Source organism: Janthinobacterium sp. UMAB-56 (assembly GCF_900095265.1).
GTDB lineage: Bacteria > Pseudomonadota > Gammaproteobacteria > Burkholderiales > Burkholderiaceae_D > Janthinobacterium.
In genome coordinates, this window is record NZ_LT607670.1 from 168948 (window position 1) to 193352 (window position 24405).

A 24405-nucleotide genomic window follows, 5' to 3' on the forward strand; every position below is an offset into this window, starting at 1 on the left:
TTGAACAGCAGTCTTACCACATGATGACGCGGTCTTTCGGTGGCAGATACATCTTGTCGCCCGGCTTCACGTCGAAGGCTTGGTAGAAGCCCGGCTGGTTGCGCATGGTGCCATTGGCGCGGAACTGGCCTGGCGAGTGCGGGTCCGTTTTCAGCAAGACCAGTTGCTGCGCTTCGCGCATCTTCATGCGCCACACCTGGGCAAAGCCGGCATAAAAGCGCTGCTCGCCAGTGAAACCGTCGATGACGGGGGCTTTCTTGCCATTGAGCGACAATTTATACGCTTTATAGGCAATCGCCACGCCGGAATTGTCGGCGATGTTCTCGCCCAGGGTCAGTTCGCCATTGACGAAGTGGCCCTTGACAGGGCTGAAGCTGTTGTACTGCGCCACCAGTTGCTTGGTTTTCTTGGCGAAGTTTTTATGGTCGGCCGTGGTCCACCAGTCGCGCAGATTGCCGTCGCCGTCGTACTGGGCGCCCTGGTCGTCGAAACCGTGGCTGATTTCATGGCCGATCACGCCGCCGATGGCGCCATAGTTGACGGCGTCGTCCGCCTTGGCATCGAAGAACGGCGCTTGCAGGATGGCGGCCGGGAAGACGATTTCGTTCAGCTCAGGGTTGTAATAAGCGTTCACGGTCTGCGGCGTCATGCCCCACTCGTCGCGGTCGATGGGCTGGCCCAGCTTGTTCAATTCGCGGTTGTAGTTGAGCAGGTGCGAGCGCTGGATGTTGCCGATCAAATCATCGGGCGCCACCGTCAGTCCCGAGTAATCGCGCCATTTGTTCGGATAGCCGATCTTGGTGGTGAACTTGGCCAGCTTGATCTGCGCCTGTTTCTTGGTGACAGGGCTCATCCAGTCAAGCTTGTCGATGCTCTGCTTGTAGGCCGTCATCAAGTTTTTCACCAGCGCTTCCATGCGCACCTTGCGTTCGGCCGGGAAATATTGCTCGACGTACAGTTGGCCTACGGCTTCGCCCAGCGCGCCTTCGACGGCGCCCACGCCACGTTTCCAGCGCGGGCGCATTTCCGTCACGCCCGTCAGGGTGGTGCCATAGAAGGCGAAGTTTTCATCGACATACGCTTTCGACAGGTAGCCGGCATTGGCGTGCAGCAAGTGCCACTGGAAGTACGCTTTCCATGTGTCCAGCGGCGTCTTGTTGGCGATCTCGGCGAAGCCTTTCAGGTAGCTGGGCTGGCTGACGATCACGTAACTGACCTTGCCGGCGATGCCAGTGTCCTTCAGGTAGCGGGCCCAGTCGTAGCCTGGCGCCACGGCGGCCAGTTTCGCCAGTTCCACCTTGTTATAGGTCTTGACGGGATCGCGGTTCTGCACATTGCTCCACTGCGCCTTGGCCAGCTCAGTTTCCAGCGCCAGGATGGCTTTTGCATTCGCGGCAGCGTTCGCATCGCCGGCCAAACTGAGCATTTTTTCCACGTGAGCCAGGTATTTGGCGCGCGTATCGGCCTTGCCTTCTTCCAGGTAGTAATCGCGGTCAGGCAAGCCCAGGCCGCTTTGTACGATGTCGGCCACGTATTTGGTGGAATCCTTGGCGTCCTGGTGGATGCCGAAGTCGTAAGGCGAAGTCACGCCCAGCTTGCTGAAGTGGGCAATCACGGCCGGCAACTCGGCCTTGTCCTGCAGCGCGGCGATCTTCGCCATCTCTGCGTTCAAGGGCGTCAGGCCCCGGCTTTCCAGCTTGGCTTCATCCATGAAACTGTTGTAGAAGTCACCGATTTTCTGCGCATTCGAGCCGGCCGCGCGGGCCTTGTCGGCGCTAGCGCCTTCGACGATGCCGCGCAGCTGTGTTTGCGTATCGTCAGCCAGCTTGGCAAAGCTGCCCCAGCTCGACTTGTCGGCGGGAATGACGGTTTCCGCCAGCCATTTGCCGTTCAGGTGCTGGAACAAATCGTCCTGTGCGCGCACGGCAGGATCGACGTATTCGATGGCGATACCGGACGTCAGCGCCGCAGGCGCGGGAGCCGCAGTGGCGACGGCGGCTTTCTTGGCAGTATCGGCGGCGCCAGCCATGCCGGATACGCCGGCCAACAAACTCAGGGTCAATGCACTTAACAAATAACGATTCACGGTTGTCCTCTATATTGTATTGTGTGAAATATAAGGGTCAGAAGGCCCAAGGCTTCTGGCCCGGTTTTTGACTGTAGCATACCGGCCGAAATGACAGAAAGAACTTTATCCGGAATGCAAAAAAGACCACGCGAAGTGGCCTTTCCTGTTGCTGCAAGATTACGTTTTCATCACGCCAGGGCTTACCAGATGATCACGCGGTTTTCCGGGGCAACATACATCTTGTCGCCCGGTTTCACGCCAAACGCTTCGTAAAAGCCAGGCTGGTTGACCATGGTGCCATTCGCGCGGTACTGGCCCGGCGAATGCGGATCGGTCTTGATCTGCACGATCTGCTGCGCTTCGCGCATCTTGCTGCGCCATACCTGGCCAAAGCCCATGTAGAAGCGCTGGTCGCCTGTCAAGCCGTCGAGTACGGGTGCCGGCTTGCCGCCCAGCGAAATCTTGTACGCCTTGTACGCAATCGCCACGCCCGAGTTGTCGGCGATGTTCTCGCCCAGGGTCAGCGCGCCATTGACATGGTAGCCAGGCAGCGGGCTGTAGCCGTCGTACTGCTTGGTCAGCGCATCGGCCTTGGCGGCGAAGTTCTTGCGGTCGGCCGGGGTCCACCAGTCGCGCAAGTTGCCGTCGCCATCGGACTGGCTGCCCTTGTCGTCGAAGCCGTGGCTGATTTCATGGCCGATGACGGCGCCGATGGCGCCATAGTTGACGGCGTCATCCGCATTGGCGTCAAAGAACGGCGGCTGCAGGATGGACGCGGGGAAGACGATTTCATTCATCGTCGAGCTGTAATAGGCGTTCACCGTTTGCGGCGTCATGCCCCACTCTTCGCGGTTGATCGGCTTGCCGAGCTTGGCCACCTGGCGGGCGGAGCCAAAATTGGCGGCGCGCATCATGTTGCCCACCAGGTCGCCCTGGACGATTTGCAGCTTGGTGTAATCGCGCCACACATTCGGATAGGCGATCTTCGGCGTGAACTTGGCCAGCTTGGCTTGCGCTTCCTTCTTGGTTTCCGGACTCATCCAGTCCAGCGTGTCGATGCTGTCCTTGTAGGCCGCCAGCACGTTTTTCACCAGTTCCTGCATGCGCGCCTTGCGCTCTGCCGGGAAATATTGCGCAACATACAGTTTCCCGACGGCTTCGCCCAGCACGCCTTCGACGGCGCCCACGCCACGCTTCCAGCGCGGCTGGTTTTCCTTCACGCCGCTCAGTACCGTGCCATAGAAGGCAAAGTTCTCATCGACGAAGTTCTTCGACAGGTAGCTGGCGTAGCTGCGCAGCAACTGCCATTCGAAGTATGCTTTCAGGGTGTCCAGGTCGGTGGCGGCCAGCACCTTGTTGTAGCCGGCCAGGTAGCTGGGCTGGTTGACGATGACGTAATCGACCTTGTTGGCGATGCCCAGCGCAGCCAGGCTGGACTTCAGGTCATAGCCGGGGGTCAGGTCGTTCAGCTTGCTGAGGTCGGTCTTGTTGTAGCGCTTCACCGGGTCACGGTTCTCGACTTTGGTCCATTGCACTTCGGCCAGAGCCGTTTCCAGGGCGACCACGGCCTTGGCGCGGGCGGCGGCGTTCTTGTCGCCGGCCATCGCCAGCATCTTTTCCACGTGCGCCTGGTATTTTTCCTTGACGCCAGCCTGCTTGGCTTCCAGGTAGTAGTCGCGGTCTGGCATGCCCAGGCCGCTTTGGCTGACATACGCCGCATATTTCGTCGAGGCACGCGCATCCTGGCCCACGTAGACGGCGTACGGGGTCGACACGCCCGTCTGGCTCAGGTGGGCGATCAGGGCTGGCACGCCCTTCTTGTCGCGCAGCGAGCGGATGCGGTTCAGTTCACCGGCCAGTGGCTTCGTGCCCAGCGCATCGAGCTTGGCTTCATCCATGTAGCTGGCATACAGGTCGGCGATTTTCTGCGCTTCGGAACCGGCCTTCTTATTTTTGTCCTGTTGCGTGGCTTCGATGATGCCGCGCAACTGTGGCGTGGTGTCATCGCGCAGCTTGGCGAACGAGCCCCAGCTCGACTTGTCGGCAGGGATCTCGGCCGTGGCCAGCCACTTGCCATTCAAATGGGTAAAGAAATCGTCTTGCACGCGCACGGCGGGGTCGATGTATTGCACATCAATGCCGGAAACGACACCGGCGGCGGCAGGCGCGGAAGGTGCGACACTGGGCGCCACGGTCGGCGCGGCCACGGCGGATGTGCTGGAGGCCGGTTCGGCGGCATGGGCAAACGCAGCCAACAGGGTCAGGGTCAGACTGCTTAAGAGATAGCGATTCACGGATTGTCCTTATGGGGCATGTCAAAAAGACCGGGCGCAGAGCTGCGGGCGGATAGCCTGCCGCGCCAGGCGCTGCAGGAATGTAGCACGTGACCATGCCCTTTGGCCATCCTTGCCCCCGGACTGCTGCGCAATTGCCGCTCAGTTCGACCAGGCTCAAGGGGCTTTCATTGTCCGGGCCGGCGAGCATGGCGTGGCTCGGAAAAGCGCATGGCGCGTTTATCCATATAAATAGAGCAGGTCGTCGATCAGCTCCAGCTCCTGTTGCGTGAACTGCGTGTTGTTGAACTGCCCGATGCCTTCGAGCACACCCCTAATCGGCACTTGCCGTGACGGATCCTGAACGATGTCGGTCAGCAGATCGACGTCAGGATGCCGCCCTTTCAGATACTTTTCAATCAGCACTTTGAGTGAGACACGTGCCTGTAAATCAGTTAACATTTTTTTTATCTGCGGGGAAAGAAGAAGTTCCAGTCTAAATGAGACTGAGCCCGCAGATAAAAAAAGCCTGCGTCCGCAGACGCAGGCAAAACCACTTCGGGTCGAGAATGCGAATCCACTATAGGGCCGTCGCACACGCTTTTTTTCGACTCTTACAAATGCTTACTCCCCTCAAGATGAACTATACATCGCATACAAAGCGGCAACATATGGCAAGCTGCAAGCCCCATTTTCGCGCGTAGACTGGCCCCGGACACGCTTTTTCCACGGCCGGCCCACGTCGGCAGAGATTCAGGTCTATACTTTCAACAAAGCGCCGCTCCACGGGGACTGGCGCTTGTGCAAGAGACGCTAGCTGCAAAGGTGCAATGATGGGCAAACTCAAAAATACCGGCTTGATCGGCCTTGGCGTGGTGGCCGGCGTCGCCGTGTCGCTGCAATTTTCAGCCATGGCGCAAAGAACCGTCGAGCCGCCCCTGCCGCTGGAAGAGCTGCGCCAGCTGGCCGATGTGTTTGGCCTGATCAAGTCCGATTACGTGGAACCCGTGGAAGACAAGAAACTGCTGGAAGATGCCATTTCCGGCATGGTCGCCTCGCTCGACCCCCATTCAGCCTACCTGGACAAGAAAGCCTACGCCGAGCTGCGTGAAGGCTCAGAAGGCAAGTTCGTCGGCCTGGGCATTGAAATTGGCCTGAGCGAAGACGGCTACATCAAGATCGTCTCGCCCATCGAGGATTCGCCCGCCTACCGTGCCGGCATCAAGGCCGGCGATTTGATCACCCGTCTCGATGGCCAGCCCGTGAAAGGCGTCAGCCTGGATGACAACGTCAAGCGCATGCGCGGCGAACCGGGCACCAAGGTGTCGCTGACCATTGCCCGCAAGGATGAACCGCAGCCGCTGGCCTTCACCATCACGCGCGAGGAAATCCATCAAAAGAGCGTGAAGGCCAAGATGGTCGAGCCGGGCTACGCCTGGCTGCGCGTGTCGCAATTCCAGGAACCGACCGTCGACGACATGGCCGCGCAGATCACGGCCCTGTACCAGCAAGACCCGCACCTCAAGGGCATGGTGCTGGACCTGCGCAACGATCCGGGCGGCGTGCTGCAGGGCGCCATCGGCGTCTCGGCCGCCTTCCTGCCGAAGGACGCGGCCATCGTCTCGACGAATGGCCAGTTGCCGGACTCGAAACAGGTGTTCTACGGCCGCGCCGAATACTATACTTTCCGCTCGGAAGGCGATGCGCTGGCGAAATTGCCGGCGGCCATCAAGAAAGTGCCGCTGGTGGTGCTGGTCAATACGGGTTCGGCCTCGGCTTCGGAAATCGTCGCCGGCGCCCTGCAAGACTACAAGCGCGCCACCATCATCGGCACGCAAACCTTCGGCAAGGGTTCCGTGCAAACCATCCGCCAACTGACGGCCGACACGGCCGTCAAGCTGACGACGGCCCGCTACTACACGCCGAATGGCCGCTCGATCCAGGCCAAGGGCATCATGCCCGACCTGCTGGTCGATGAAAATGCGGACGGCGACGGCTTGAACGGCTTGCGCATCCGCGAAGCGGACCTCTCCAAACACCTGAGCAACGACCGCGACCAAGGCAGCGCCAACAACGGCGCCAAGGCCGCGCCCGTCAACGACGAGATGGAAGAGCAATTGCGCATCATCGCCCTGGAAAAGACCCGCAAACCGCTGGAATTTGGCAGCAAGGACGATTTCCAGCTGCGCCAGGCGCTGAACCACCTGAAGGGTTTGCCGGTGCAACTGGCCAAGGTCGTACCGGTCGTGGTGCAGGCCGACGTCAAGCAAGAGCAAAAGAAATAAGCGACACCGCCAACGGGGGGCGCTATGCCCCCCGGCAAGCCTCCGGGCGACAAAAATCAAGCTTGCGCCACACTTCCCCCTCCGCCGCAACACGAAACTCTCTAAAGTCGAGCCCGTTTGTGTAAAATTTGCTTCACTTATCGGCATCGCGCCGATTGCCAAATTTGAAAGCATAACCATGAAACAAGTCGTCATCAGCGGTACCGGACTGTACACGCCGCCCTTTTCGATCTCCAACGAAGAGCTGGTCATCTGCTTCAATGCCTACGCGGAAAAATTCAATGCCGACAACGCCGACGCGATCGCTGCGGGCGAGGTGACGGCGCTGGACCTGTCGAGCGTGGCCTTCATCGAAAAGGCGTCCGGCATCAAGTCGCGCTTCGTGATGGAAAAGGAAGGCATCCTCGATCCGGCGCGCATGGTCTCGCGCATCCCGGAACGGGGTGATGACGAACTGTCCTTGCAGGCGGAAATGGCTGTCGCCGCCGCGCGCGATGCGCTGGCGCGCGCCGGCCGCACGCCGGCAGACATCGACATGGTACTGGTGGCCTGCAGCAACATGCAGCGCGCCTACCCGGCCATGGCCGTGGAGGTGCAGGATGCACTGGGCATCGACGGCTATGGTTTTGACATGAACGTGGCGTGTTCATCCGCCACCTTCGGCATCCAGCAAGCCGTGGCCGCCGTGCAAAGCGGCCAGGCGCGCGCCGTGCTGGTCTTGAATCCCGAAATCACCAGCGGCCACCTGAACTGGCGCGACCGCGACAGCCATTTTATTTTCGGCGACGCCTGCACGGCCATCATCGTCGAAGCGAAAGACTCGGCTGTGTCCAAGCACCAATTCGAAATCATCGGCACGGAACTGAAGACGCGCTTCTCGAATGCGATTCGCAACAATTTCGGCTTCCTCAACCGTTTTGACGAGTCCGGCGTGGGCAAGGCCGACAAGCTGTTCCGACAGCAAGGCCGCAAGGTTTTCAAGGAAGTGTGCCCGATGGCCGCCGAGATGATCAAGGCGACCCTGGCCAAGGCCGGCGTGGAAGTGGCGCAAGTGAGCCGCTACTGGCTGCACCAGGCCAACCTGAACATGAACTTGCTGATCGCGCGCCTGATCCTGGGCCGCGATGCGCAAGAGAACGAAGCGCCCGTCATCCTCGACACTTACGCCAACACCTCGTCGGCCGGTTCCATCATCGCTTTCCATAAATATCAGGATGACATGGCGGCAGGCAGCACCGGCGTCATCTGCTCGTTCGGCGCCGGCTATTCCATCGGCTGCGTGGTCGTGCGCAAGGTGTAAGCGTTTTGGGACGGGAGGCGCCTGATTGCCCCAATTAGACGCAGATCGCGGTGGATGGCATGCGTTCGTAGCCATCTGGACGAAGATATAGCGTAAATTTTTTGTAAAAAAAGCGGCAGGAAAATTCCAGCCGCAGCTTTGTTGCGTTTATACTCAATCGCTGAACCCCCTCTTTTTCCATCCGCACGTCCCTGTAAGGAACCCACCACGCATGCCCCATGACATCAGTCTGATCACCACCATCGCCGCCGCCCTCGGGTTCGGCCTCATCTTCGGCTTCATCGCCGCGCGCCTGAAACTGCCGGCCTTGGTCGGCTATCTGGCCGCCGGCATCATCATCGGACCGGCCACGCCCGGTTTTGTGGCGGATGCGGAAATAGCCGGGCAATTGGCGGAAATCGGGGTGATGCTGATGATGTTTGGTGTCGGCTTGCACTTTTCCATCGAGGATTTGTGGGATGTGCGCAAGATCGCGCTGCCCGGCGCCATCCTGCAGATCGGCGTCGCCACGGCGATGGGCATGGGCCTGGCCCACTGGTGGGGCTGGAGCCTCGGTGGCGGGCTGATCTTCGGCCTGGCCCTGTCCGTGGCCAGTACCGTGGTGCTGCTGCGGGCGCTGGAAGAACGCGGCATCCTCGACTCGCTGAATGGGCGCATCGCCGTCGGCTGGCTGGTGGTGGAAGACCTCGTCACCGTGCTGGTGCTGGTGCTGCTGCCGGCCTTTGCCGGCGTGTTGGGCGGCAAGGTCGCACCGGAAACCGAGGCCGTCAGCCTGTGGCAAACCCTGGCAGTGACCCTGGGCCAGGTGGCCGGCTTCATCGTCTTCATGCTGGTGGTCGGGCGCAAGCTGTTCCCGTGGATCTTGTGGCAAGTGGCGCGCACCGGCTCGCGCGAACTGTTTACGCTGTGCGTGATCGCCGCCGCCGTCGGCATCGCCTACGCTTCAACCAAACTGTTCGGCGTGTCGTTTGCGCTGGGCGCCTTCTTCGCCGGCATGGTGCTGCGCGAGTCCGAACTCAGTCACCGCGCTGCGGAAGAGTCCCTGCCGCTGCGCGACGCGTTTGCCGTGCTGTTCTTCGTCTCCGTCGGCATGCTGTTCGAACCGAATATCCTCATCGACAAGCCCCTGCAGGTGCTGGCCGTGTGCGTCATTATTATTTTTGGCAAGTCGATTGCCGCCTTTTTGCTGGTGATGGCGCTGCGCTATCCGCCGAAGACGGCCATCATCGTCTCGGCCAGCCTGGCGCAGATCGGCGAATTCTCGTTCATCCTGGCCGCCCTGGGCCTCTCCTTGGGCCTGATGCCGCAGGAAGGCCAAAGCCTGATCCTGGCCGGCGCCATCCTGTCGATCGCCCTAAACCCGCTGGTATTCAGCATGGCCAAGCCACTGCTGCGCGTGATCGGCAACAGCGATTTCGCGCGCAAGTTCGAACGCACCACCGACCCGCTGGCCGAGTTGCCGATGACGGTGCCGCAGGAAAAACTGTCGGGGCAGATCGTCCTGGTCGGCTATGGCCGCGTGGGCCGGCGCATCGCCGCCGCCCTGATGGAGCGGGGCATCCACTTTGTCGTGGCCGAGGAAAACCGTGAAATCGTCGACCTGCTGCGCAAGCAGGGCATTCCGGCCGTGGCCGGCAACGCGGGCGAACCGGCCGTCCTGATCCAGGCCCACATCACGCACGCCACCATGCTCGTCATCGCCACGCCGGACACCTTCCACGTGCGCGCCATGATAGCGACGGCGCGCGCGCTGAACCCCGCCATCATGACGGTGGTGCGCACGCACAGCGAAGAAGAGGCGGAATTGTTGCGCGCGGAAAACGCGGGCAAGGTGTTCATTGGCGAGCAAGAGCTGGCCAATGGCATGGCCGAGCATGTGCTGCAGAGTTTTGAGGCGGCTGGCAAGGGACACGGCGCGCATTGATGCTGGCAGCATAACTGACAGCATTATTCCAGCGGGGGCCAGGTCTGAAAGGACTGGCCCCTTTTTTATAGACTCGCGGCCAGTTCCGCCCCTTCCCGTATGGCCCGCTTGGCATCGAGTTCCGCCGCCAGCGCGGCTCCGCCGATCTTATGGAAACGGGGCACGCCCGTCTGCAGCGCCTTGCCATCCTTGTCAACGGGCGGCATGAGTTCCGTCAAGCTGTCCTGGCCCGCGCAGATGACCACGTTGTCCACGGCCAGCAGGCGCTGCTCGCCGCCCACGGTGATGTGCAAGCCCTGCTCGTCGATCTTGTCGTAGCTCACGCCGGCCAGCATGGCCACGCCGTTTCGCGCCAGCGCCGCGCGGTGCACCCAGCCCGAGGTCTTGCCCAGGCCCGCGCCCACTTTCGACGTCTTGCGCTGCAGCAGGAAAATCTGCCGCACGGGCGTGGGCGCCACGGGCGGCACCAGGCCGCCACCGGTCGCCGCATTCAAGTCCACGCCCCACTCGCCCGCCCAGGTCGAGACAGGCTGGGGCAGCGGATGCGCCGGGTCGTGCAGCAGGTATTCACCCACGTCAAAGCCGATGCCGCCGGCGCCGATGATGGCCACGCGCGCGCCCACGGGCTTCTTGCTTTGCAGCACATCCAGATACGACAGCACTTTCGGATGCTCGATGCCGGGAATGGCCGGCAGGCGCACCTTGATGCCCGTGGCGACGATGACGTCGTCATAGCCGCCAGCCAGCAATTGCTCGCGCGTCACGCGCTGGCCCAGCCGTACGTCGACATGCAGCAGCGCCAGGCGGCGGGCAAAGTAGCGGATGGTTTCCGTAAATTCTTCCTTGCCCGGTATCTGCATGGCCACCTTGAACTGGCCGCCCACGCTGTCGCTGCTGTCGAACAGGGTGACCTCGTGCCCGCATTCGGCCGCCACACAGGCGGCGGACAGGCCGGCGGGACCGGCGCCGACGACGGCCACCTTGCGCGGCACGGCCTTTTTCGCATACACGAGTTCTGTTTCATGGCAGGCGCGCGGGTTGACCAGGCAACTGGCGCGCTTGTTGGCAAACGTGTGGTCCAGGCACGCCTGGTTGCAGCCGATGCAGGTATTGATCTCGTCGGCGCGGCCTGAAGCGGCCTTGACGACAAAGTCAGGGTCGGCCAGGAAAGGACGCGCCATCGACACGAGGTCGCAGTCACCGCGCTCGAGGATGGCATTGGCCTCGTGCGGCATATTGATGCGGTTCGACGCCACCACGGGAATGCTCACTTCGCGGCGCAGCCGGCCCGCCACCGAGGCAAAGGCGGCGCGCGGCACGGATGTGACGATGGTGGGCACCCTTGCCTCGTGCCAGCCGTAGCCGGTATTGAGAATGCTCACGCCCGCCTGCTCCAGGGCCTTGGCGACCGTCACCACGTCATCCCAGGTATTGCCGCCCTCGACCAGGTCGAGCAGGGAATGGCGGTACATGATGATGAAGTTGGGGCCGACGGCGGCGCGGATGCGGCGCACGATGTCCACGGGCAGGCGCATGCGGTTATCGATGCTGCCGCCCCAGCGGTCCTGGCGCAAATTCGTGCGCGCGCACAGGAACTGGTTCAGCAGGTAGCCTTCGCTGCCCATCACCTCAATGCCGTCGTAGCCGGCCTTTTGCGCCAGGCGCGCGCAGCGCACGTAGTCGCAGATGGTGCGCTCGATGCCCCGCTCGCTCAAGGGGCGGGGGCGGAAGGGAGAGATCGGCGATTTCTTGGCCGACGCCGAAACGACGAACGGTTGGTAGCCATAGCGGCCCGCATGCAGGATCTGCATGACAATCTTGCCGCCCTCTTCGTGCACGGCGCGCGTCACCTTGCGGTGGTTCGGCACGTCGCCAAGGAAATTGAGGGTGCCGCCGAAGGGCAGCAGCCAGCCCTGGCGGTTCGGCGAGATGCCGCCCGTGACGATCAGCCCCACGCCACCGCGCGCCCGTTCGCGGTAAAACGCTGCCAGCTTGCCATAGTGATAAAAACGGTCTTCCAGCCCCGTGTGCATGGACCCCATGATGACGCGGTTGCGCAAAGAGGTAAAACCCAGGTCGAGCGGGGCCAGCAGATGGGGATAGGCAGTCATGGTCGGTCCGATAGATGGTGGTATGCAGGCCGTACGGTAACAAGCATTGCTGGCTGCCGCAGCGATTTTCTCTAGACCGGGAGTTCTAAATCGCCCGGCGCGCCCGCTGGCGATGGCTACAGCTTGTGCCGGGCGCAACTTTCCCGTAGGCTAGGTGCATGACGCGACTCTTCCTCTGCCTGTTGATGCTGTGCGCCGTTGCCTCCCCGGCGGCAGCACAAGTGCAGACGCAAGCGCCACGCCTGGACAAGCTCAGGGTCGACGTCAAGCGCATCGAGGTCGACGGGCAGCGCATGTATGAAGTCGATGCCAGCGGCAGCGTGCAGGCGCCGCCGGCGTCCGTGTGGAAGACCTTGACCACCTACGAGCGCATGCATGAATTCGTGCCCGACCTCAGTTCCTGCCGCGTGCTGTCGCGCAACGGCAATGAAGTCATCATCGAGCAGCAGGGCATGGCGCGCTTCCTGTTCATGAATCACGCCATCCACCTAGTGGTGCGGGCCACGGAAACGCCGTTCACGGCCATCGACATCGCCCTCATTTCTGGCGACATGCGGCATTACGAATCGCGCTGGAATTTGTATCCCGTGCCCGAGACGGGCGGCACGCGCATCGTCTTTTCCAGCCGGCTGATGCCGGGCTTCTATGTGCCCGGCATGCTGGGCACGACCATGATACGCGGCGATATCGAGCGCATGATGGCGGCCGTCCTGGCGCGTATCGACAGCCAGTACGCAGATAAATCAGGCTAACATTACGCCAGGTAGGTATCGCGGTCGCGGATTTCCGCGAAATTTTCCAGGCTGCCCAGTTTTACCGTGACGGGATTCAGACTGGCCTGCGGCTGCATCGAGCGCCACGCGAATAGCCATTCCTGCTCGGGGGCTTCGGCGCGCGTCTTGGTGAAGGCGGCGCCCAGTGCCGCGCGCTGGCCGTATTCGACCAGGCCATCGATGCCTGCCCAGCTGGGCAAGGTGCGCTGCACGGCGCGGTGCAGGCGTTCGCCGAATTCTTCCGTATTGTGGATGATCAAACAGGCATCGGCCGGGGCAAACAGGTCGAACAGTTGCTTGTCCCACACTTGCGAAAAGCTCAGGGTCAGACAATTGCCCGCCGGCGCCAGGCGGAACTGCCCCAGGCTCAGCGCCAGTTCGAGTTCACTGCGCTGGCCGTAGCGGTGCAGGGTGGGGGGACGTTTGTAATCGTGCATGCTGGACTCGTTCTTCAATAGTAGGGTAAAACGGCGCGCCGCTTAACGTGGCGGGCGGATATGGCGCCGGATGCGCTGGGCCGTCGCGGCCAGGTAAATTTCGCGCAGTAAATAAATAAAACAGCCGATCAGGCAAAGCACGGCCAGCACAAAGAAGGCCGCGATGTATTTGTCCAGGGTCAGGTTCAGGATGTCGCCCAAAAACAGCATGGCGATGATGACGCAGACGAAGAAACCGCACGCCGTGCTGAGCGAAATCGAGTAATTGATCAAATGGGTACGCCGATACAGGGTATCTAGCTCATCCATATAAAAATCGTTGTAGCCGATGTCGAGCCGGTCTTCCAGCACGCGCGTGCGGTCGATGATGCGGCCCAGGCGGTTGGTCAGCACCACCAACATGGTACCGATACCGGTCAACAGGAAAACCGGCGCAATCGCCAGCTGGATGATATGGCCGATGTCGCCGATCTGTATGTTCATGGATAAAAAGTCGTGGGGTCACACAGGCCCTAGTGTAGCAGGTGGCGCACGCCGGCTGGCCGCATTGCCAGGCGGCGTGCTTGAACGTCATGCGAAGCCGCGCCCCGGCAAGAAGCGCTCGGTGGCGCGCACCAGCGCCGAAGCGATGCCGTGCTCGAGCGCGCCATGGCCCGCATCCGGTATCATTTCCAGCTGCGCGCCAGGCCAGGCCTGCTGCAGGCGGTAGGCCGACAGGGGCGGGCAGATGGCGTCGTAGCGCCCCTGCACGATGACGGCCGGCAAATGCGCGATGCGCCCCATGTTGCGGATCAGCTGGTCTTCCTCGAAGAAACCGAGATTGGCCATGTAATGCGATTCGAGCCGGCCCACGCCCAGGTCGAGCGCATCGTTCGGCGCATCTTCCGGCTGCGGCATCAGGTAGACGCGGCGGCCCTCGAAGCGGCTCCAGGCGCGCGCGGCCGGCCAGTACACGGCTGGGTCGCTGCTGAGGATGCGTTTCACGTAGGCGGCCAGCAAGTCGCCCTGTTCCTCTGGCGGAATGAGCGCGGCAAATTGCGCGTGCAGTTCCGGATAAAACCAGCGCACACCGTCGATGAACCAGTCGATTTCCGCCTGCGTGCAGAGGAAAATGCCACGCAGCACAAAGCCCAGGCAGGCTGCGGGATGCGCCTGGCCATACGCCAGCGCCAGGGTCGAACCCCAGGAGCCGCCAAACACCAGCCATTGGGCGATGCCGAACTGGGCGCGCAAGCGTTCGATATCCTCGATCAGCAGCTGCGTCGTGTTGTTGCGCCATTCGCCCAACGGCGTGGACTTGCCCGCGCCGCGCTGGTCGAACAGGATCACGCGGTAGCGCAGCGGATCGAAGAAGCGGCGGTGCTGCGGCGACAGGCCAGCGCCGGGGCCGCCATGCAGGAACAGCACGGGGATGCCATCGGGATTGCCGCACTCTTCCCAATAAAGGGTGTGGATGTCATCGACCGCCAGCATGCCGTGCCGGTTCGGCGTCAGGGCGGGAAACAGGGGGGACAAAGAATCAGGCATGGCGGTCCTCGGAGTGGCGATCAGGGGCCAGGCACGCGTCCTGGCAGTGATCCAATTATAGTGCGGCCCCGGCGGCTCAGGCCAGCGGCAAGGGCAGGCGGTTCGACGACTTGATTTCGCGCATCGACAGGCTGGACTGGATTTCCGCCACGCCGGGCAGGCGGCGCAACACCGTCGAGACGAATTCGCCATACGCTTCCAGGTCGCGCGCCACCACCTGCAGGAAATAATCGGCTTCGCCAGCCACATTGTGGCACGACAATATCTCGGGTATCGTCGCGATGGCTTGCTCGAACTGCGAGGGCTGCTCGCCGCCGTGGTTGGCAAACACCACGCGAACGAACGCGACCAGGCCTATGCCCAGTTTCTTGCGGTTGAGCAAAGCCTGGTAGCCGGTGATAAACCCTTCCTCTTCCAGGCGGCGCAAGCGGCGCCAGACGGGGGTTTCGCTCAGCTTCAAGCGCTCGGCCAGGCGCGCATTCGACAGCCGTCCTTCATCCTGCAACAACCTGAGTATCTGCAAATCGGTGGCGTCGAGGCTTACTTCTGAAATTTTCATCTAATTTTTGTTTTTATAAGAGTGGAATCTACCCGAATACTAGGGCATCCAGGGCAGGAAAAGCAAGCACATTTCATCGTGACGAGAACATAATGGGGCCCGGCGAGCAGGCTGCAGCGTGCACATGCTGCCGCCCTCCTTTTCGACTGGCCCATGTCCGATTCTACCTTCCTGATGTACCTGCTGGCACTGGCCGGCGCCTTTTTATTGCCGGGCCCCGACATGGCGCTGGTGCTGGCGACGGGCGCCGCGCGCGGTGTGGCCACGGCGCTGGTGACGGCGCTGGGCATCGCCGGCGCGCGCGCGGTCCACGTAGCGCTGTCCGGCGCGGGCCTGGCGGCGCTGATGGTGACGCATCCGCAAGCCTTGCAGTGGGTCAAATGGGCGGGCGCCGCCTACCTGCTGTACCTGGCGCTGCGCCTGCTGCAATCGGCCCTGTCGCCACAAACGGCGCAGGCAGCAACCGCGCCAGCCACGGCGCACAGCGCCCGCGCCAGCCTGGTGCGCGGCTTCCTGACGAATCTGCTCAATCCAAAGGCACTGCTGTTTTGCAGCATGTTCCTGCCGCAATTCGTCACCGGTGGCGACAGTGTCGGCATGCAATACCTGCGCCTGGGCGCCATCCTGGTGCTGATGGGCCTGCTGTTCGACGCCGTGTACGCCGTGCTGGCCGCGCGCCTGGCACGCCGCCTGCGCGGCAAGCCTTCACCTTACGGCAAGTTCGTGCTGCCTTCCGTCTTCGTGCTGCTGGCCGGACGGCTGGTGCTGGGCTGAACTGTCGGCTGCAGCGGCGCACCATCGGCAAAGAAGGCGGGGTAGTCACTCATCAAGTCACGCTCAAGATTGTTGACCTTGCGAAATTGCCGCAGCGACGGCGCCATGGCACGGCCCGCATCCCAGCTGCGCCAGGCATTCGGCGCATCGAACTGCGCCAGCAAGGCGTCGCCCAGATCCTGGTACACGGCGGCCATGTGCGGTTTTGCCTGCAGCACTTGCAGATACAGCGCGGTCGCTTCCGGCCATTGCCCCAGCTTGGCGCGCAAATTGCCCTCGAACAAGGCCAATACGGGCTGTTCCAGCCCTGTTTGCACCCTGAAGGCCTGCACGGTGGCCAGCGCGGCCGTGATGCCGTCCCGCTCCTTGGCCAGCAGCGCCCGCGTCAAGTCGTGGATGGGCTGGCACTCCTGCATCGCCAGTTGCTGCTGGGGTGACAGCTTCTCGACCAGCGCGCCGGTGGAAAAATGGTCTTCCAGCATGCTCAGGAAGGCGTCAAAAGGTTGTGCCGCCGCAAACAGGCGCTCCGCTTCGGCGCGCAGTGCCGGATGCGCCTGAGGGCCCAGCGGCGGCAGCCGCGCCGCTTGCGCCAGCACTCTTTCGAGCGTTGGCGCATCGGCCGCCAGCGGCCGCGGCCGATAGACGGCCAGGGAATACGTGGCGGGCGCGTCCACCACAAGCGCGCTGATGCGGAAATGGCGCGTGACCGTCGCGCTCACTTCCTGGTAGTGCAAGGTGAAGTCGGCGGGAAGGCGCTTGCCGGCGGCCAGCATCTGCAGCACCAGCGGATGGCCGCCCCAGGTGTAGCGCAGATACTGGGCAAACGCCGTGGCCTCGGCGCCGCTGACGGGACTGCCGCTCACCCCAAGGCGCAGCAAAGGCTGCTCATCGAGCGACCACAGCACGGCGCCATCGAGCACCTGGGGCACCAGGGCGCCGCGCCGCCTTGCCAGCGGCACGGACAGCGCTTGCTCGTCATAGACGGGCGACGTGACGTGGGCCGGCAAGCCACCAGCCTGCAGCGCGCCAGCCCTACCCTTGCGGTGTGCTAGCTCAAGATGGCGCAAGCCTGCCACGTCGAACAGCGAATAGGCGTCGTAGGTGGACGCCGCCGTATCGACCACGTAGCGTCCGCGCGTGGCAAAGTCGAACACGGACAGGGTCTTGCCATCGCGCACACTAATGAAATGCGGCCCCAGCACAATATCGCTCTCCTTGCTTTCCCGCGCCGGCAGGCTGGTTTTCAGGCCTGGCTTGGTGACGCGCTCGGTAGTCACCGTGACGTGGAACGCGACGCTGGCCTGGGCCACGCTGGCGCCCAGGAAAAGGATGGCGGCCACGCTGGCGCGGCGCAAGGCAGGAAAGAGCGACATGAAGATGAGGCATGGGAGAAATGCTGATTCTAAGGCAAAGCACGCGCTTGCCCTGTTTTGCTTGCCGGCATAAAAAAAGACAGCCGCAGCTGTCTTCCTGTTGTGCCTCTAGACTGCTTACGACATGTGCTGGCCGCCGTTGATCGAGATATTCGCGCCCGTGACGAACGCTGCCTCGTCGGAGGCCAGGTAGGCCACCAGGCCGGCCACTTCTTCCGGCTTGCCCAGGCGCGCCATCGGAATTTGCGGGATGATTTTGCTGTCGAGCACTTCCTGCGGAATCGCCATGACCATCTTGGTGCCGATGTAGCCCGGCGAAATGGTGTTGACGGTGACGTTCTTGCGCGCCACTTCCAGCGCCAGCGACTTGGTGAAACCATGCATGCCGGCTTTCGCTGCCGAATAGTTGGTCTGGCCGAAGGCGCCCTTCTGGCCATTCACGGACGAAATATTGATGATGCGGCCCCAGCCGCGTTCCACCATGCCGTCACAGACCGGCTTGGTCATATTGAAGACGGAATCGAGGTTGGTGCTCATCACGGCATCCCAGTTCGGCTTGTCCATCTTCTTGAACGTCATGTCGCGCGTGATGCCGGCGTTATTCACCAGCACGTCGACAGGACCGATTTCCGCTTCCACTGCCGCCACGCAGGCAGCCGCCGAATCGTAGTCGGCCACATCGCAGGGATACGCCTTGAAGTCATAGCCCATGTCCTTGGTCGTCGCCAGCCATTCCGCGACCTTCGGATTGCCTGGAGAATATGTGGTCACCACGCGATAGCCGAGCGCCGCCAGCTTGAAACAGACTGCTTCGCCCAGACCACCCATGCCACCAGTTACCAATGCAACTCTTGCCATTTTCATCCCCTCAGTGTCGTTCTATTGCTAAAAAGTTAATTATTTAGTGAAAGCAATCCAGCTTCACCGCATGACTGCGGCGTATCGCACCCAGGCGGCACGCACTGCGTGCAACCGCCCGGGTTCTGTGGCAGCGCTTAATCCCTTTCGATGGCCAGGGCAACACCCATGCCGCCGCCGATGCACAAGGCGGCCAAGCCTTTCTTGGCGTCGCGGCGTATCATTTCGTGGATCAGGGTAACGAGGATGCGCGCGCCGGACGCGCCGATCGGGTGGCCGATGGCAATCGCGCCGCCGTTCACGTTGATCTTGCTGGTATCCCAGCCCATTTCCTTGTTGACGGCAATCGCTTGCGCGGCAAACGCTTCGTTGATTTCCATCAAGTCCAGCTCTTCATGCGTCCAGCCGGCTTTTTTCAGGCACAGGCGCGAGGCGGAGACGGGGCCCATGCCCATGACGGCAGGGTCCAGGCCCGACGAGGCATAGGCCTTGATGCGCGCCAGCGGCTTCAAGCCCAGTTCCTTCGCTTGCGAGGCGGACATCATGATCACGGCGGCGGCGCCGTCATTCAGCCCCGAAGCGTTGCCGGCCGTGACAGTACCGTCCTTGGCGAACGCGGGGCGCAGGCCGGACAGCGATTCCAGGGTCGAACCGGGCTTGATGTATTCATCGCTGTCGAAGACCACCGTGCCTTTTTTGTTGGCGATTTCCAGCGGCAGGATTTCGTCCTTGAACTTGCCCGCTTTTTGCGCCGCTTCCGCCTTCAGTTGCGACTGCAGCGCGAATTCATCCTGCTCGGCGCGCGTCACTTCGTATTTCTTGGCGACGTTTTCCGCCGTGATGCCCATGTGGTACTGGTTGTACACGTCCCACAGGCCGTCGACGATCATGGTGTCGATCATCTTGAAGTCACCCATGCGGAAACCGTCGCGCGAGCCGTTCATGGCATGCGGCGAGGCGCTCATGTTTTCCTGGCCACCGGCGATGATGATGTTGGCGTCGCCGCACTTGATCGCTTGCGCCGCCAGGTGCGTGGCCTTCAGGCCGCTGCCGCATACCTTGTTGATGGTGAATGCCGGGATGGAGCTGGGCAGGCCAGCCTTGATGACGGCCTGGCGCGCGGCGTTCTGGCCGACGGCAGCCGTCAGCACCTGGCCCAGGATCGCTTCGCCGATCAGGTTCGGGTCGATGCCGGTTTGTGCCAGCAAGCCCTTGATTACATGCGCGCCCAGTTCGGACGCAGGAATCTTGGCCAGACTGCCACCGAATTTGCCGACTGCGGTACGGCCGGCGGCCACGATTACGACATCATCCATTTATTTCTCCGATATGCTGGCCACGAGGGCCAAGGTCAAGGTACTAATAGAATCCAATTGGAATCCAGTGAAACCGGGAAGACACAGCAAGCTGTGTTTCATTCTAGCGCGGCATGCGCCGCAGTTCCAGCGCCGCACCGCTGGCGGCGACGATGACGGCCTGCTTGCGGTACTGGCGGGCGGACTGGCGCGGCGGATAGCCGCTGACGGGCCGCAAAACGCTTACGCCTGGCGAGCAGGATGCGTCTTTTTATTTTTATCATACCCTTCATCGGTGCCGCCGAAAGTGGTTTTTAGAAAATTATTGAAGGGAATAATCAGTGGCACGGGCGTTTGCTTTACCACCTGCAACAGCTCGCCAAATTTTTGATGCGATGCAGCAAACTCACCCTTTGTCACAGTGTCGAATTTCTCCTGGGTTTCTTGGGCAACATCCTTTGCCTGGCGGCCATATGCACCGATGCGTTCGATGGCCAGTTGCGACTGCGTGCGCGACAGTTGCAGCAACGCTTGCGTATCCTTCACGGACAGCAGCTGATTGCCCGCCACCGTAGCAGCGGCCAGCGCCGCACGGGCCGTGTCGAGCTGCCAGGCGAGCACGCTGGCGCCGCTGTCGGCAGAGGCCTGGACGTACGCCTGCGCAGTGCTCAATTGCGCTTCCACCACGGCCTTGCCGGCCTGTGCCCATTGTTCGAAAAATGAAAACATGTCCTTCCCCCCAAAGAGTAGACGGCGCCATGTTGCGCCGCACAGTGCTCAACTGTAAGCGGTGCTTCATTGCTGAACCTTGATATTTATCAAGCTTTCCTGTTGGTTTGTTTCCAATTCAACGTTGATCAGGACAACAACTTGATACCGTCGAGCGAAGCGGCACACTGCTCGCGTATCACGCTGACGAAATCGCGCACGTATGCCTTGTCCTGCAGATGCTCGGGCACGGATACGTACAAATCGCTCCACAAGCCGTGCTCACCCACCGGGCGCGCCACCACATAATCGTAATCGACGTAATTCTTGATGGCCCAGTTCGGCAAGGCGGCGATGCCGCGCCGGCTCGCCACCAGCTGCAGCACGGCCACGGTCAGTTCGGCCGTGCGGCGTTCAAACTCGATGCCGGCCGGCCGCAGCACTTCGCGGATCAGATCGATGCGCGCTTCCGGCACGGGATAGGTGATCAGGGTCTCGCCCGTAAAGTCCGCCGCCACCAGCCGGCGCTGCGCCTGCAGCCGGTGCTTCTGCGCCATCACCACCAGCATTTCAAAGCGGAACAGGGGAAACACGGTGAAATCGGGCCCATACGGCGAGCCGATCACGAGGTCCGCCTCGCCCGAACGCAGCAAGTCCACCGGTTCGCTGTGAAAGCCCGACACCAGGTCGATTTCCACTTCAGGCCAGCGCTGGCGGAACGCATCCATCACCGGCATGAGCCAGTCGAAACAGGTATGGCATTCGAGCGCCACGCGCAACTGCCCCTTGTCGCCCTGCGACAGGCGCGCCACGTCGCGCTCGGCCAGCTCGATCTCGGGCAGCAGCATGTCGGCCAGCTCCAGCAGCCGGCTGCCGGTGGCCGTAAACGCAATCGGTATCGACTTGCGCTCGAACAGCGGGGCCTTGTAGCGCTCTTCCAGCAAACGGATCTGGTGCGACAGCGCCGACTGTGTCAGGTTGAGCAATTGCGCGGCACGCACCAGGCTGCCGGAAGAGCGCAAGGCACTCAGGGTGCGCAGATGACGGATTTCTAGCATCGGGAAAGGGAAGGATCTACGTGAATTATTTTCATGTTATTCGGTAAAATGTTTCCTTTTAATTATAGATCAAGTTGCCGCACACTCTAGCGCATTCACATTAAATCTCGATGACATCACGACCATTCGTAGCCATTCCTTGGCTTTCCCCATATCGGCGCTGGAAAGCCACTGGCGTGGCGAGATCTCCGAAGCGGCCCTGGAAGCGACGGGCCGGCAACTGCGGGCGCCTGCAACTGCCCGACTTCCCGACGACGACCATCGGCTTCCACCCGCAAATGGCGGCCATCCGCGCCGCGCATCCCCTCGACCGTCGACATGGTGAAATTACTGCAAAAAACCAGCGCCATGCGTCCGCCCGCCAATTGATGGGTGAAGCCGGACTGCGGTTTGAAGACGCGGGGCGGGGTGGCAACGCCAGCGGCGTTGCTGAATAGGTGCGCGGCTTGATCCGGAACAGCGCCGTCAGGGCGCATGTCCGGCTGCTTTCAGGGCGGCGCAGCGGTTTTCCGCAGCACCGCCCATTTTTTTTGACATGAAGTAGGGGTTGCCCTGCGGAATAGCACGCGCCAGGCCCCTGATGCTGATTTTTTTGCAGTAGAATGCAAGAAATTTACTGCTCCCATTGTTGCCGTACGGAACAGTTGGCTTGCCGCAGTTTCACTTTGATAAATGTTTATGTCCAAAAGCCCGTCGCAGAAGCCTATCGAAATCAAGATTTCCACCGTCGTCGCTGTCTCCGCCATCATGCATAGCGCCGATACGCAGGCACTCGATGCCGCCTTGCGCGACATGACGGGAGGCGTGGCGGACTTTTTCGAGGACGACCTGGCCGTGCTGGACGTGGCCGCCTTGCCACCCGGCAGCACGCCCGTCGACTGGGCCGGCCTGGTTGCACTGCTGAAAAAATATCGCTTGAATGCCGTGGCCGTGCGCAATGCGCCGGCCGAGGTGCATGACGCCATCCTAGCGCAAGGCTTGAGCCTCGACAGCGGCAAGACGCGCGACGACGCGCCGCCCAAGGATGGGCCGAAGGATACCGCCACGGCCGCCGCCCAGACGGGCGCCGACGCACAGGTGATGGTGATCGACACGCCCGTGCGGGCCGGCCAGCGCATTTATGCGCGCGGCTGCGACCTGATTATCACCGCTGTCGTCAACAATGGCGCCGAAATCATCGCCGATGGCAGCATCCACGTGTATTCCTCGCTGTACGGCCGCGCGCTGGCCGGCGCCTCGGGCAATGCCCAGGCGCGCATCTTCGCGCTGGCAATGGAACCGGAACTGGTCTCGATCGCCGGCGTGTACCGCACGTTCGAGGATGGTTTCCCCCCAGAAATGGCGCGCGGACCCGCGCAAATTCGTTTGGCCGGAGACAGAATCGATATACACTCTGTCAATCCGGTCACTCCCGTGAACCGCTCTTAAGCTGCACAATTCAAGAGATATCTGAAAAGGATTATTTGTGGCAAGAATTATTGTTGTGACGTCCGGCAAGGGCGGTGTCGGCAAGACGACCTCTAGCGCCAGTTTTTCCACTGGCCTGGCCATGCGCGGCCACAAGACAGCCGTGCTCGACTTCGACGTGGGCCTGCGCAACCTCGACCTGATCATGGGTTGCGAGCGCCGCGTCGTCTACGACCTGATCAATGTGATCAACAAGGAAGCCACGCTGAACCAGGCCCTGATCAAGGACAAGCACTGCGACAACCTGTTCATCCTGCCTGCCTCGCAAACGCGCGACAAGGATGCCTTGTCGGAAGAAGGCGTGGAACGCGTGTTGAACGACCTGATCAACATGGGCTTCGAATTCATCATCTGCGATTCACCGGCCGGCATCGAGCATGGTGCGCTGATGGCGCTGACGTTTGCCGACGAAGCCATCATCGTGACCAACCCGGAAGTGTCGTCGGTGCGCGATTCGGACCGCATCCTGGGCATCCTGCAAGCCAAGTCGCGCCGCGCGCAGACGGGCGGCGAGCCGGTCAAGGAACATTTGCTGATTACCCGTTACTCGCCGAAACGCGTGGAATCGGATGAAATGCTGTCTTACCAGGACGTGCAGGAAATCCTGCGCATCCCGCTGGTGGGCATCATTCCGGAATCGGAGCAAGTGCTGGCCGCCTCGAACCAGGGCAATCCGGCCATCCATTTCAAGGGCACGGACGTGGCGCAAGCCTATGAAGACGTGGTCTCGCGTTTCCTCGGCGAAGATGTCGAGTTGCGCTTTACCAACTATGAAAAGCCTGGATTACTCCAGCGCATTTTTGGGGCGAAGTGATATGGCCTTGCTTTCTTTCCTGTTCCCCCCCAAGCCGAAGACGGCCACCGCGGCCAAGGAACGCCTGCAGATCATCATCGCCCGCGAACGCAGCGGACGCGATGGTCCGGACTTCCTGCCCGCCCTGCACAAGGAATTGATCGCCGTCATTTCCAAGTACACCAAGGTCAATGCCGACGACATCAAGATTTCGCTGGACCGCCAGGGCAACCTGGAAGTGCTCGACGTCAACGTGGTGCTGCCGGACGCATAAGCTCTACTCCGGCCTCACCGTAAGCAACTCCTGCGCCACTGCGGCGCAGGCATTCACGTGCTGGTTGCCGATCTGGCGGAACACGGCGTAACCGATGGCGGCCGCCACCGCCTGGCCGGCGAAAGGCACGAAGCGCGCCACCTGCTTGGTGGCAATCTTGACGCCACTGCGTTTGAGCAGCTGGAGGATCAGTTCGCGCGACACCAGCTTTCCCACCAGCATGCCGCCCATGCCCACCGCCGCGCGGTAGGCCATCAGCTTGAACTGCGGGTTCAAGCGCTCGATCTGCTCGGGCGTGAGGCCGAATTCGTGGTTGATATCGTTGATCAGCATGGAAAATAGCCCGACATCCGACATCAGGTCGATGCCGGGAATGGGAATGGCCGAGGCGCCGGCCGACATCATGGCACGCCGCTGCACCAGGCGCCGGCAACGTTCGCGCACTTGCTCGATTTCGGCACGACTGGCCGGTATCAGGGTCCAATCGGTAGTGCTCTTGTCTGGCATGGCCGTTTCTCCGCGGTGAGGGGTCGATGGACAAGTGTAAC

General features: G+C 61.8%; 23 protein-coding genes. 9 read left to right on the forward strand and 14 right to left on the reverse strand.

The features are described from left to right. Window positions 1-13: 13 nt before the first annotated feature. From K0F85_RS25445 to K0F85_RS25455, 3 genes are all read right to left on the reverse strand, one after another. Window positions 14-2086 (reverse strand): M13 family metallopeptidase, encoded by a 2073-nt coding sequence (locus tag K0F85_RS25445; RefSeq protein WP_257638164.1) that lies wholly within the window; start codon window positions 2084-2086, stop codon window positions 14-16. 182 nt (window positions 2087-2268) lie between these two features. Further along, window positions 2269-4362, reverse strand: a complete 2094-nt coding sequence (locus K0F85_RS25450; RefSeq protein ID WP_219118640.1) for a M13 family metallopeptidase — start codon at window positions 4360-4362, stop codon at window positions 2269-2271. Between the two features lie 219 nt (window positions 4363-4581). After that, the gene (locus K0F85_RS25455) at window positions 4582-4803 is read right to left on the reverse strand and encodes a hypothetical protein (protein ID WP_219118641.1); all 222 of its coding nucleotides are present in this window, start codon (window positions 4801-4803) and stop codon (window positions 4582-4584) included. Window positions 4804-5171: 368 nt separating this feature from the next. Here K0F85_RS25455 and K0F85_RS25460 point away from each other — a divergent pair, with 368 nt between their 5' ends. The 3 genes from K0F85_RS25460 (at window position 5172) to ybaL (ending at window position 9850) form a co-directional block, all read left to right on the forward strand. Continuing rightward, window positions 5172-6626 carry a S41 family peptidase gene (locus K0F85_RS25460; RefSeq protein WP_219118642.1) on the forward strand — a complete coding sequence of 485 codons (1455 nt, stop codon included), beginning with the start codon at window positions 5172-5174 and terminating at the stop codon, window positions 6624-6626. 178 nt (window positions 6627-6804) lie between these two features. Then, window positions 6805-7926 carry a beta-ketoacyl-ACP synthase III gene (locus tag K0F85_RS25465; protein ID WP_219118643.1) on the forward strand — a complete coding sequence of 374 codons (1122 nt, stop codon included), beginning with the start codon at window positions 6805-6807 and terminating at the stop codon, window positions 7924-7926. A 211-nt stretch (window positions 7927-8137) separates the two neighbouring features. Then, the gene (gene ybaL, locus K0F85_RS25470; RefSeq protein ID WP_219118644.1) at window positions 8138-9850 is read left to right on the forward strand and encodes a YbaL family putative K(+) efflux transporter; all 1713 of its coding nucleotides are present in this window, start codon (window positions 8138-8140) and stop codon (window positions 9848-9850) included. A 65-nt stretch (window positions 9851-9915) separates the two neighbouring features. Here ybaL and K0F85_RS25475 read toward each other — a convergent pair whose 3' ends face one another. Then, entirely contained in the window at window positions 9916-11961 is a 2046-nt protein-coding gene (locus tag K0F85_RS25475) for an NADPH-dependent 2,4-dienoyl-CoA reductase (protein ID WP_219118645.1), read from the reverse strand. Between the two features lie 158 nt (window positions 11962-12119). Here K0F85_RS25475 and K0F85_RS25480 point away from each other — a divergent pair, with 158 nt between their 5' ends. Further along, entirely contained in the window at window positions 12120-12713 is a 594-nt protein-coding gene (locus K0F85_RS25480; protein ID WP_306985996.1) for an SRPBCC family protein, read from the forward strand. Window positions 12714-12715: 2 nt separating this feature from the next. Here the strand turns inward: K0F85_RS25480 and K0F85_RS25485 are convergent, their stop codons facing one another. The 4 genes from K0F85_RS25485 to K0F85_RS25500 form a co-directional block, all read right to left on the reverse strand. After that, window positions 12716-13171 (reverse strand): hypothetical protein, encoded by a 456-nt coding sequence (locus K0F85_RS25485; RefSeq protein ID WP_034752899.1) that lies wholly within the window; start codon window positions 13169-13171, stop codon window positions 12716-12718. A 42-nt stretch (window positions 13172-13213) separates the two neighbouring features. Continuing rightward, window positions 13214-13654, reverse strand: a complete 441-nt coding sequence (locus K0F85_RS25490; protein WP_092713338.1) for a DUF2721 domain-containing protein — start codon at window positions 13652-13654, stop codon at window positions 13214-13216. Between the two features lie 87 nt (window positions 13655-13741). Then, complete coding sequence (gene pip, locus K0F85_RS25495; protein WP_219118646.1) at window positions 13742-14698, reverse strand: prolyl aminopeptidase; 957 nt, start codon at window positions 14696-14698, stop codon at window positions 13742-13744. 76 nt (window positions 14699-14774) lie between these two features. Continuing rightward, on the reverse strand, window positions 14775-15257 hold the full coding sequence (locus K0F85_RS25500) for an Lrp/AsnC family transcriptional regulator (protein WP_010393611.1): 483 nt from the start codon (window positions 15255-15257) through the stop codon (window positions 14775-14777). A 153-nt stretch (window positions 15258-15410) separates the two neighbouring features. Between K0F85_RS25500 and K0F85_RS25505 the strand changes: the two genes are divergently transcribed. Next, entirely contained in the window at window positions 15411-16031 is a 621-nt protein-coding gene (locus tag K0F85_RS25505; protein ID WP_257638165.1) for a LysE family translocator, read from the forward strand. Here the strand turns inward: K0F85_RS25505 and K0F85_RS25510 are convergent. The 5 genes from K0F85_RS25510 to K0F85_RS25530 form a co-directional block, all read right to left on the reverse strand. Next, entirely contained in the window at window positions 15968-17404 is a 1437-nt protein-coding gene (locus tag K0F85_RS25510; RefSeq protein WP_219118647.1) for a hypothetical protein, read from the reverse strand. The two genes, K0F85_RS25505 and K0F85_RS25510, sit on opposite strands and share 64 nt — an antisense overlap. A gap of 117 nt (window positions 17405-17521) precedes the next feature. Continuing rightward, the gene (gene phbB / locus K0F85_RS25515) at window positions 17522-18262 is read right to left on the reverse strand and encodes an acetoacetyl-CoA reductase (RefSeq protein WP_034752894.1); all 741 of its coding nucleotides are present in this window, start codon (window positions 18260-18262) and stop codon (window positions 17522-17524) included. 137 nt (window positions 18263-18399) lie between these two features. Further along, the gene (locus K0F85_RS25520) at window positions 18400-19578 is read right to left on the reverse strand and encodes an acetyl-CoA C-acetyltransferase (protein WP_035823614.1); all 1179 of its coding nucleotides are present in this window, start codon (window positions 19576-19578) and stop codon (window positions 18400-18402) included. Between the two features lie 222 nt (window positions 19579-19800). Further along, complete coding sequence (locus K0F85_RS25525) at window positions 19801-20286, reverse strand: phasin family protein (protein WP_257638166.1); 486 nt, start codon at window positions 20284-20286, stop codon at window positions 19801-19803. Window positions 20287-20414: 128 nt separating this feature from the next. Continuing rightward, window positions 20415-21323 (reverse strand): LysR family transcriptional regulator, encoded by a 909-nt coding sequence (locus K0F85_RS25530; RefSeq protein ID WP_219118649.1) that lies wholly within the window; start codon window positions 21321-21323, stop codon window positions 20415-20417. Window positions 21324-21499: 176 nt separating this feature from the next. Here K0F85_RS25530 and K0F85_RS25535 point away from each other — a divergent pair, with 176 nt between their 5' ends. The 4 genes from K0F85_RS25535 to minE all read left to right on the forward strand — a co-directional run bounded on the left by K0F85_RS25535 (window position 21500) and on the right by minE (window position 23857). Next, a complete protein-coding gene (locus K0F85_RS25535) occupies window positions 21500-21760 on the forward strand; it encodes a hypothetical protein (RefSeq protein WP_219118650.1) in 261 nt (86 codons plus the stop codon). A 241-nt stretch (window positions 21761-22001) separates the two neighbouring features. Next, window positions 22002-22751 carry a septum site-determining protein MinC gene (gene minC / locus K0F85_RS25540; RefSeq protein WP_219118651.1) on the forward strand — a complete coding sequence of 250 codons (750 nt, stop codon included), beginning with the start codon at window positions 22002-22004 and terminating at the stop codon, window positions 22749-22751. A gap of 37 nt (window positions 22752-22788) precedes the next feature. Further along, complete coding sequence (gene minD, locus K0F85_RS25545) at window positions 22789-23604, forward strand: septum site-determining protein MinD (RefSeq protein ID WP_071325832.1); 816 nt, start codon at window positions 22789-22791, stop codon at window positions 23602-23604. A gap of 1 nt (window position 23605) precedes the next feature. Continuing rightward, on the forward strand, window positions 23606-23857 hold the full coding sequence (minE, locus tag K0F85_RS25550) for a cell division topological specificity factor MinE (protein ID WP_034752886.1): 252 nt from the start codon (window positions 23606-23608) through the stop codon (window positions 23855-23857). 3 nt (window positions 23858-23860) lie between these two features. Here minE and K0F85_RS25555 read toward each other — a convergent pair whose 3' ends face one another. Beyond that, entirely contained in the window at window positions 23861-24364 is a 504-nt protein-coding gene (locus K0F85_RS25555; protein WP_219118652.1) for a YcjF family protein, read from the reverse strand. Window positions 24365-24405: the final 41 nt, after the last annotated feature.

What these genes read in the sequence shown, in the direction of transcription:
- K0F85_RS25455 (WP_219118641.1), bottom strand. Translation starts at nt 4,803, where the DNA reads ATGTTAACTGATTTACAGGCACGTGTCTCACTCAAAGTGCTGATTGAA.
- K0F85_RS25460 (WP_219118642.1), top strand. Translation starts at nt 5,172, where the DNA reads ATGATGGGCAAACTCAAAAATACCGGCTTGATCGGCCTTGGCGTGGTG.
- K0F85_RS25465 (WP_219118643.1), top strand. Translation starts at nt 6,805, where the DNA reads ATGAAACAAGTCGTCATCAGCGGTACCGGACTGTACACGCCGCCCTTT.
- ybaL (WP_219118644.1), top strand. Translation starts at nt 8,138, where the DNA reads ATGCCCCATGACATCAGTCTGATCACCACCATCGCCGCCGCCCTCGGG.
- K0F85_RS25475 (WP_219118645.1), bottom strand. Translation starts at nt 11,961, where the DNA reads ATGACTGCCTATCCCCATCTGCTGGCCCCGCTCGACCTGGGTTTTACC.
- K0F85_RS25480 (WP_306985996.1), top strand. Translation starts at nt 12,120, where the DNA reads ATGACGCGACTCTTCCTCTGCCTGTTGATGCTGTGCGCCGTTGCCTCC.
- K0F85_RS25485 (WP_034752899.1), bottom strand. Translation starts at nt 13,171, where the DNA reads ATGCACGATTACAAACGTCCCCCCACCCTGCACCGCTACGGCCAGCGC.
- K0F85_RS25490 (WP_092713338.1), bottom strand. Translation starts at nt 13,654, where the DNA reads ATGAACATACAGATCGGCGACATCGGCCATATCATCCAGCTGGCGATT.
- pip (WP_219118646.1), bottom strand. Translation starts at nt 14,698, where the DNA reads ATGCCTGATTCTTTGTCCCCCCTGTTTCCCGCCCTGACGCCGAACCGG.
- K0F85_RS25500 (WP_010393611.1), bottom strand. Translation starts at nt 15,257, where the DNA reads ATGAAAATTTCAGAAGTAAGCCTCGACGCCACCGATTTGCAGATACTC.
- K0F85_RS25505 (WP_257638165.1), top strand. Translation starts at nt 15,411, where the DNA reads ATGTCCGATTCTACCTTCCTGATGTACCTGCTGGCACTGGCCGGCGCC.
- K0F85_RS25510 (WP_219118647.1), bottom strand. Translation starts at nt 17,404, where the DNA reads ATGTCGCTCTTTCCTGCCTTGCGCCGCGCCAGCGTGGCCGCCATCCTT.
- phbB (WP_034752894.1), bottom strand. Translation starts at nt 18,262, where the DNA reads ATGGCAAGAGTTGCATTGGTAACTGGTGGCATGGGTGGTCTGGGCGAA.
- K0F85_RS25520 (WP_035823614.1), bottom strand. Translation starts at nt 19,578, where the DNA reads ATGGATGATGTCGTAATCGTGGCCGCCGGCCGTACCGCAGTCGGCAAA.
- K0F85_RS25525 (WP_257638166.1), bottom strand. Translation starts at nt 20,286, where the DNA reads ATGTTTTCATTTTTCGAACAATGGGCACAGGCCGGCAAGGCCGTGGTG.
- K0F85_RS25530 (WP_219118649.1), bottom strand. Translation starts at nt 21,323, where the DNA reads ATGCTAGAAATCCGTCATCTGCGCACCCTGAGTGCCTTGCGCTCTTCC.
- minC (WP_219118651.1), top strand. Translation starts at nt 22,002, where the DNA reads ATGTCCAAAAGCCCGTCGCAGAAGCCTATCGAAATCAAGATTTCCACC.
- minE (WP_034752886.1), top strand. Translation starts at nt 23,606, where the DNA reads ATGGCCTTGCTTTCTTTCCTGTTCCCCCCCAAGCCGAAGACGGCCACC.
- K0F85_RS25555 (WP_219118652.1), bottom strand. Translation starts at nt 24,364, where the DNA reads ATGCCAGACAAGAGCACTACCGATTGGACCCTGATACCGGCCAGTCGT.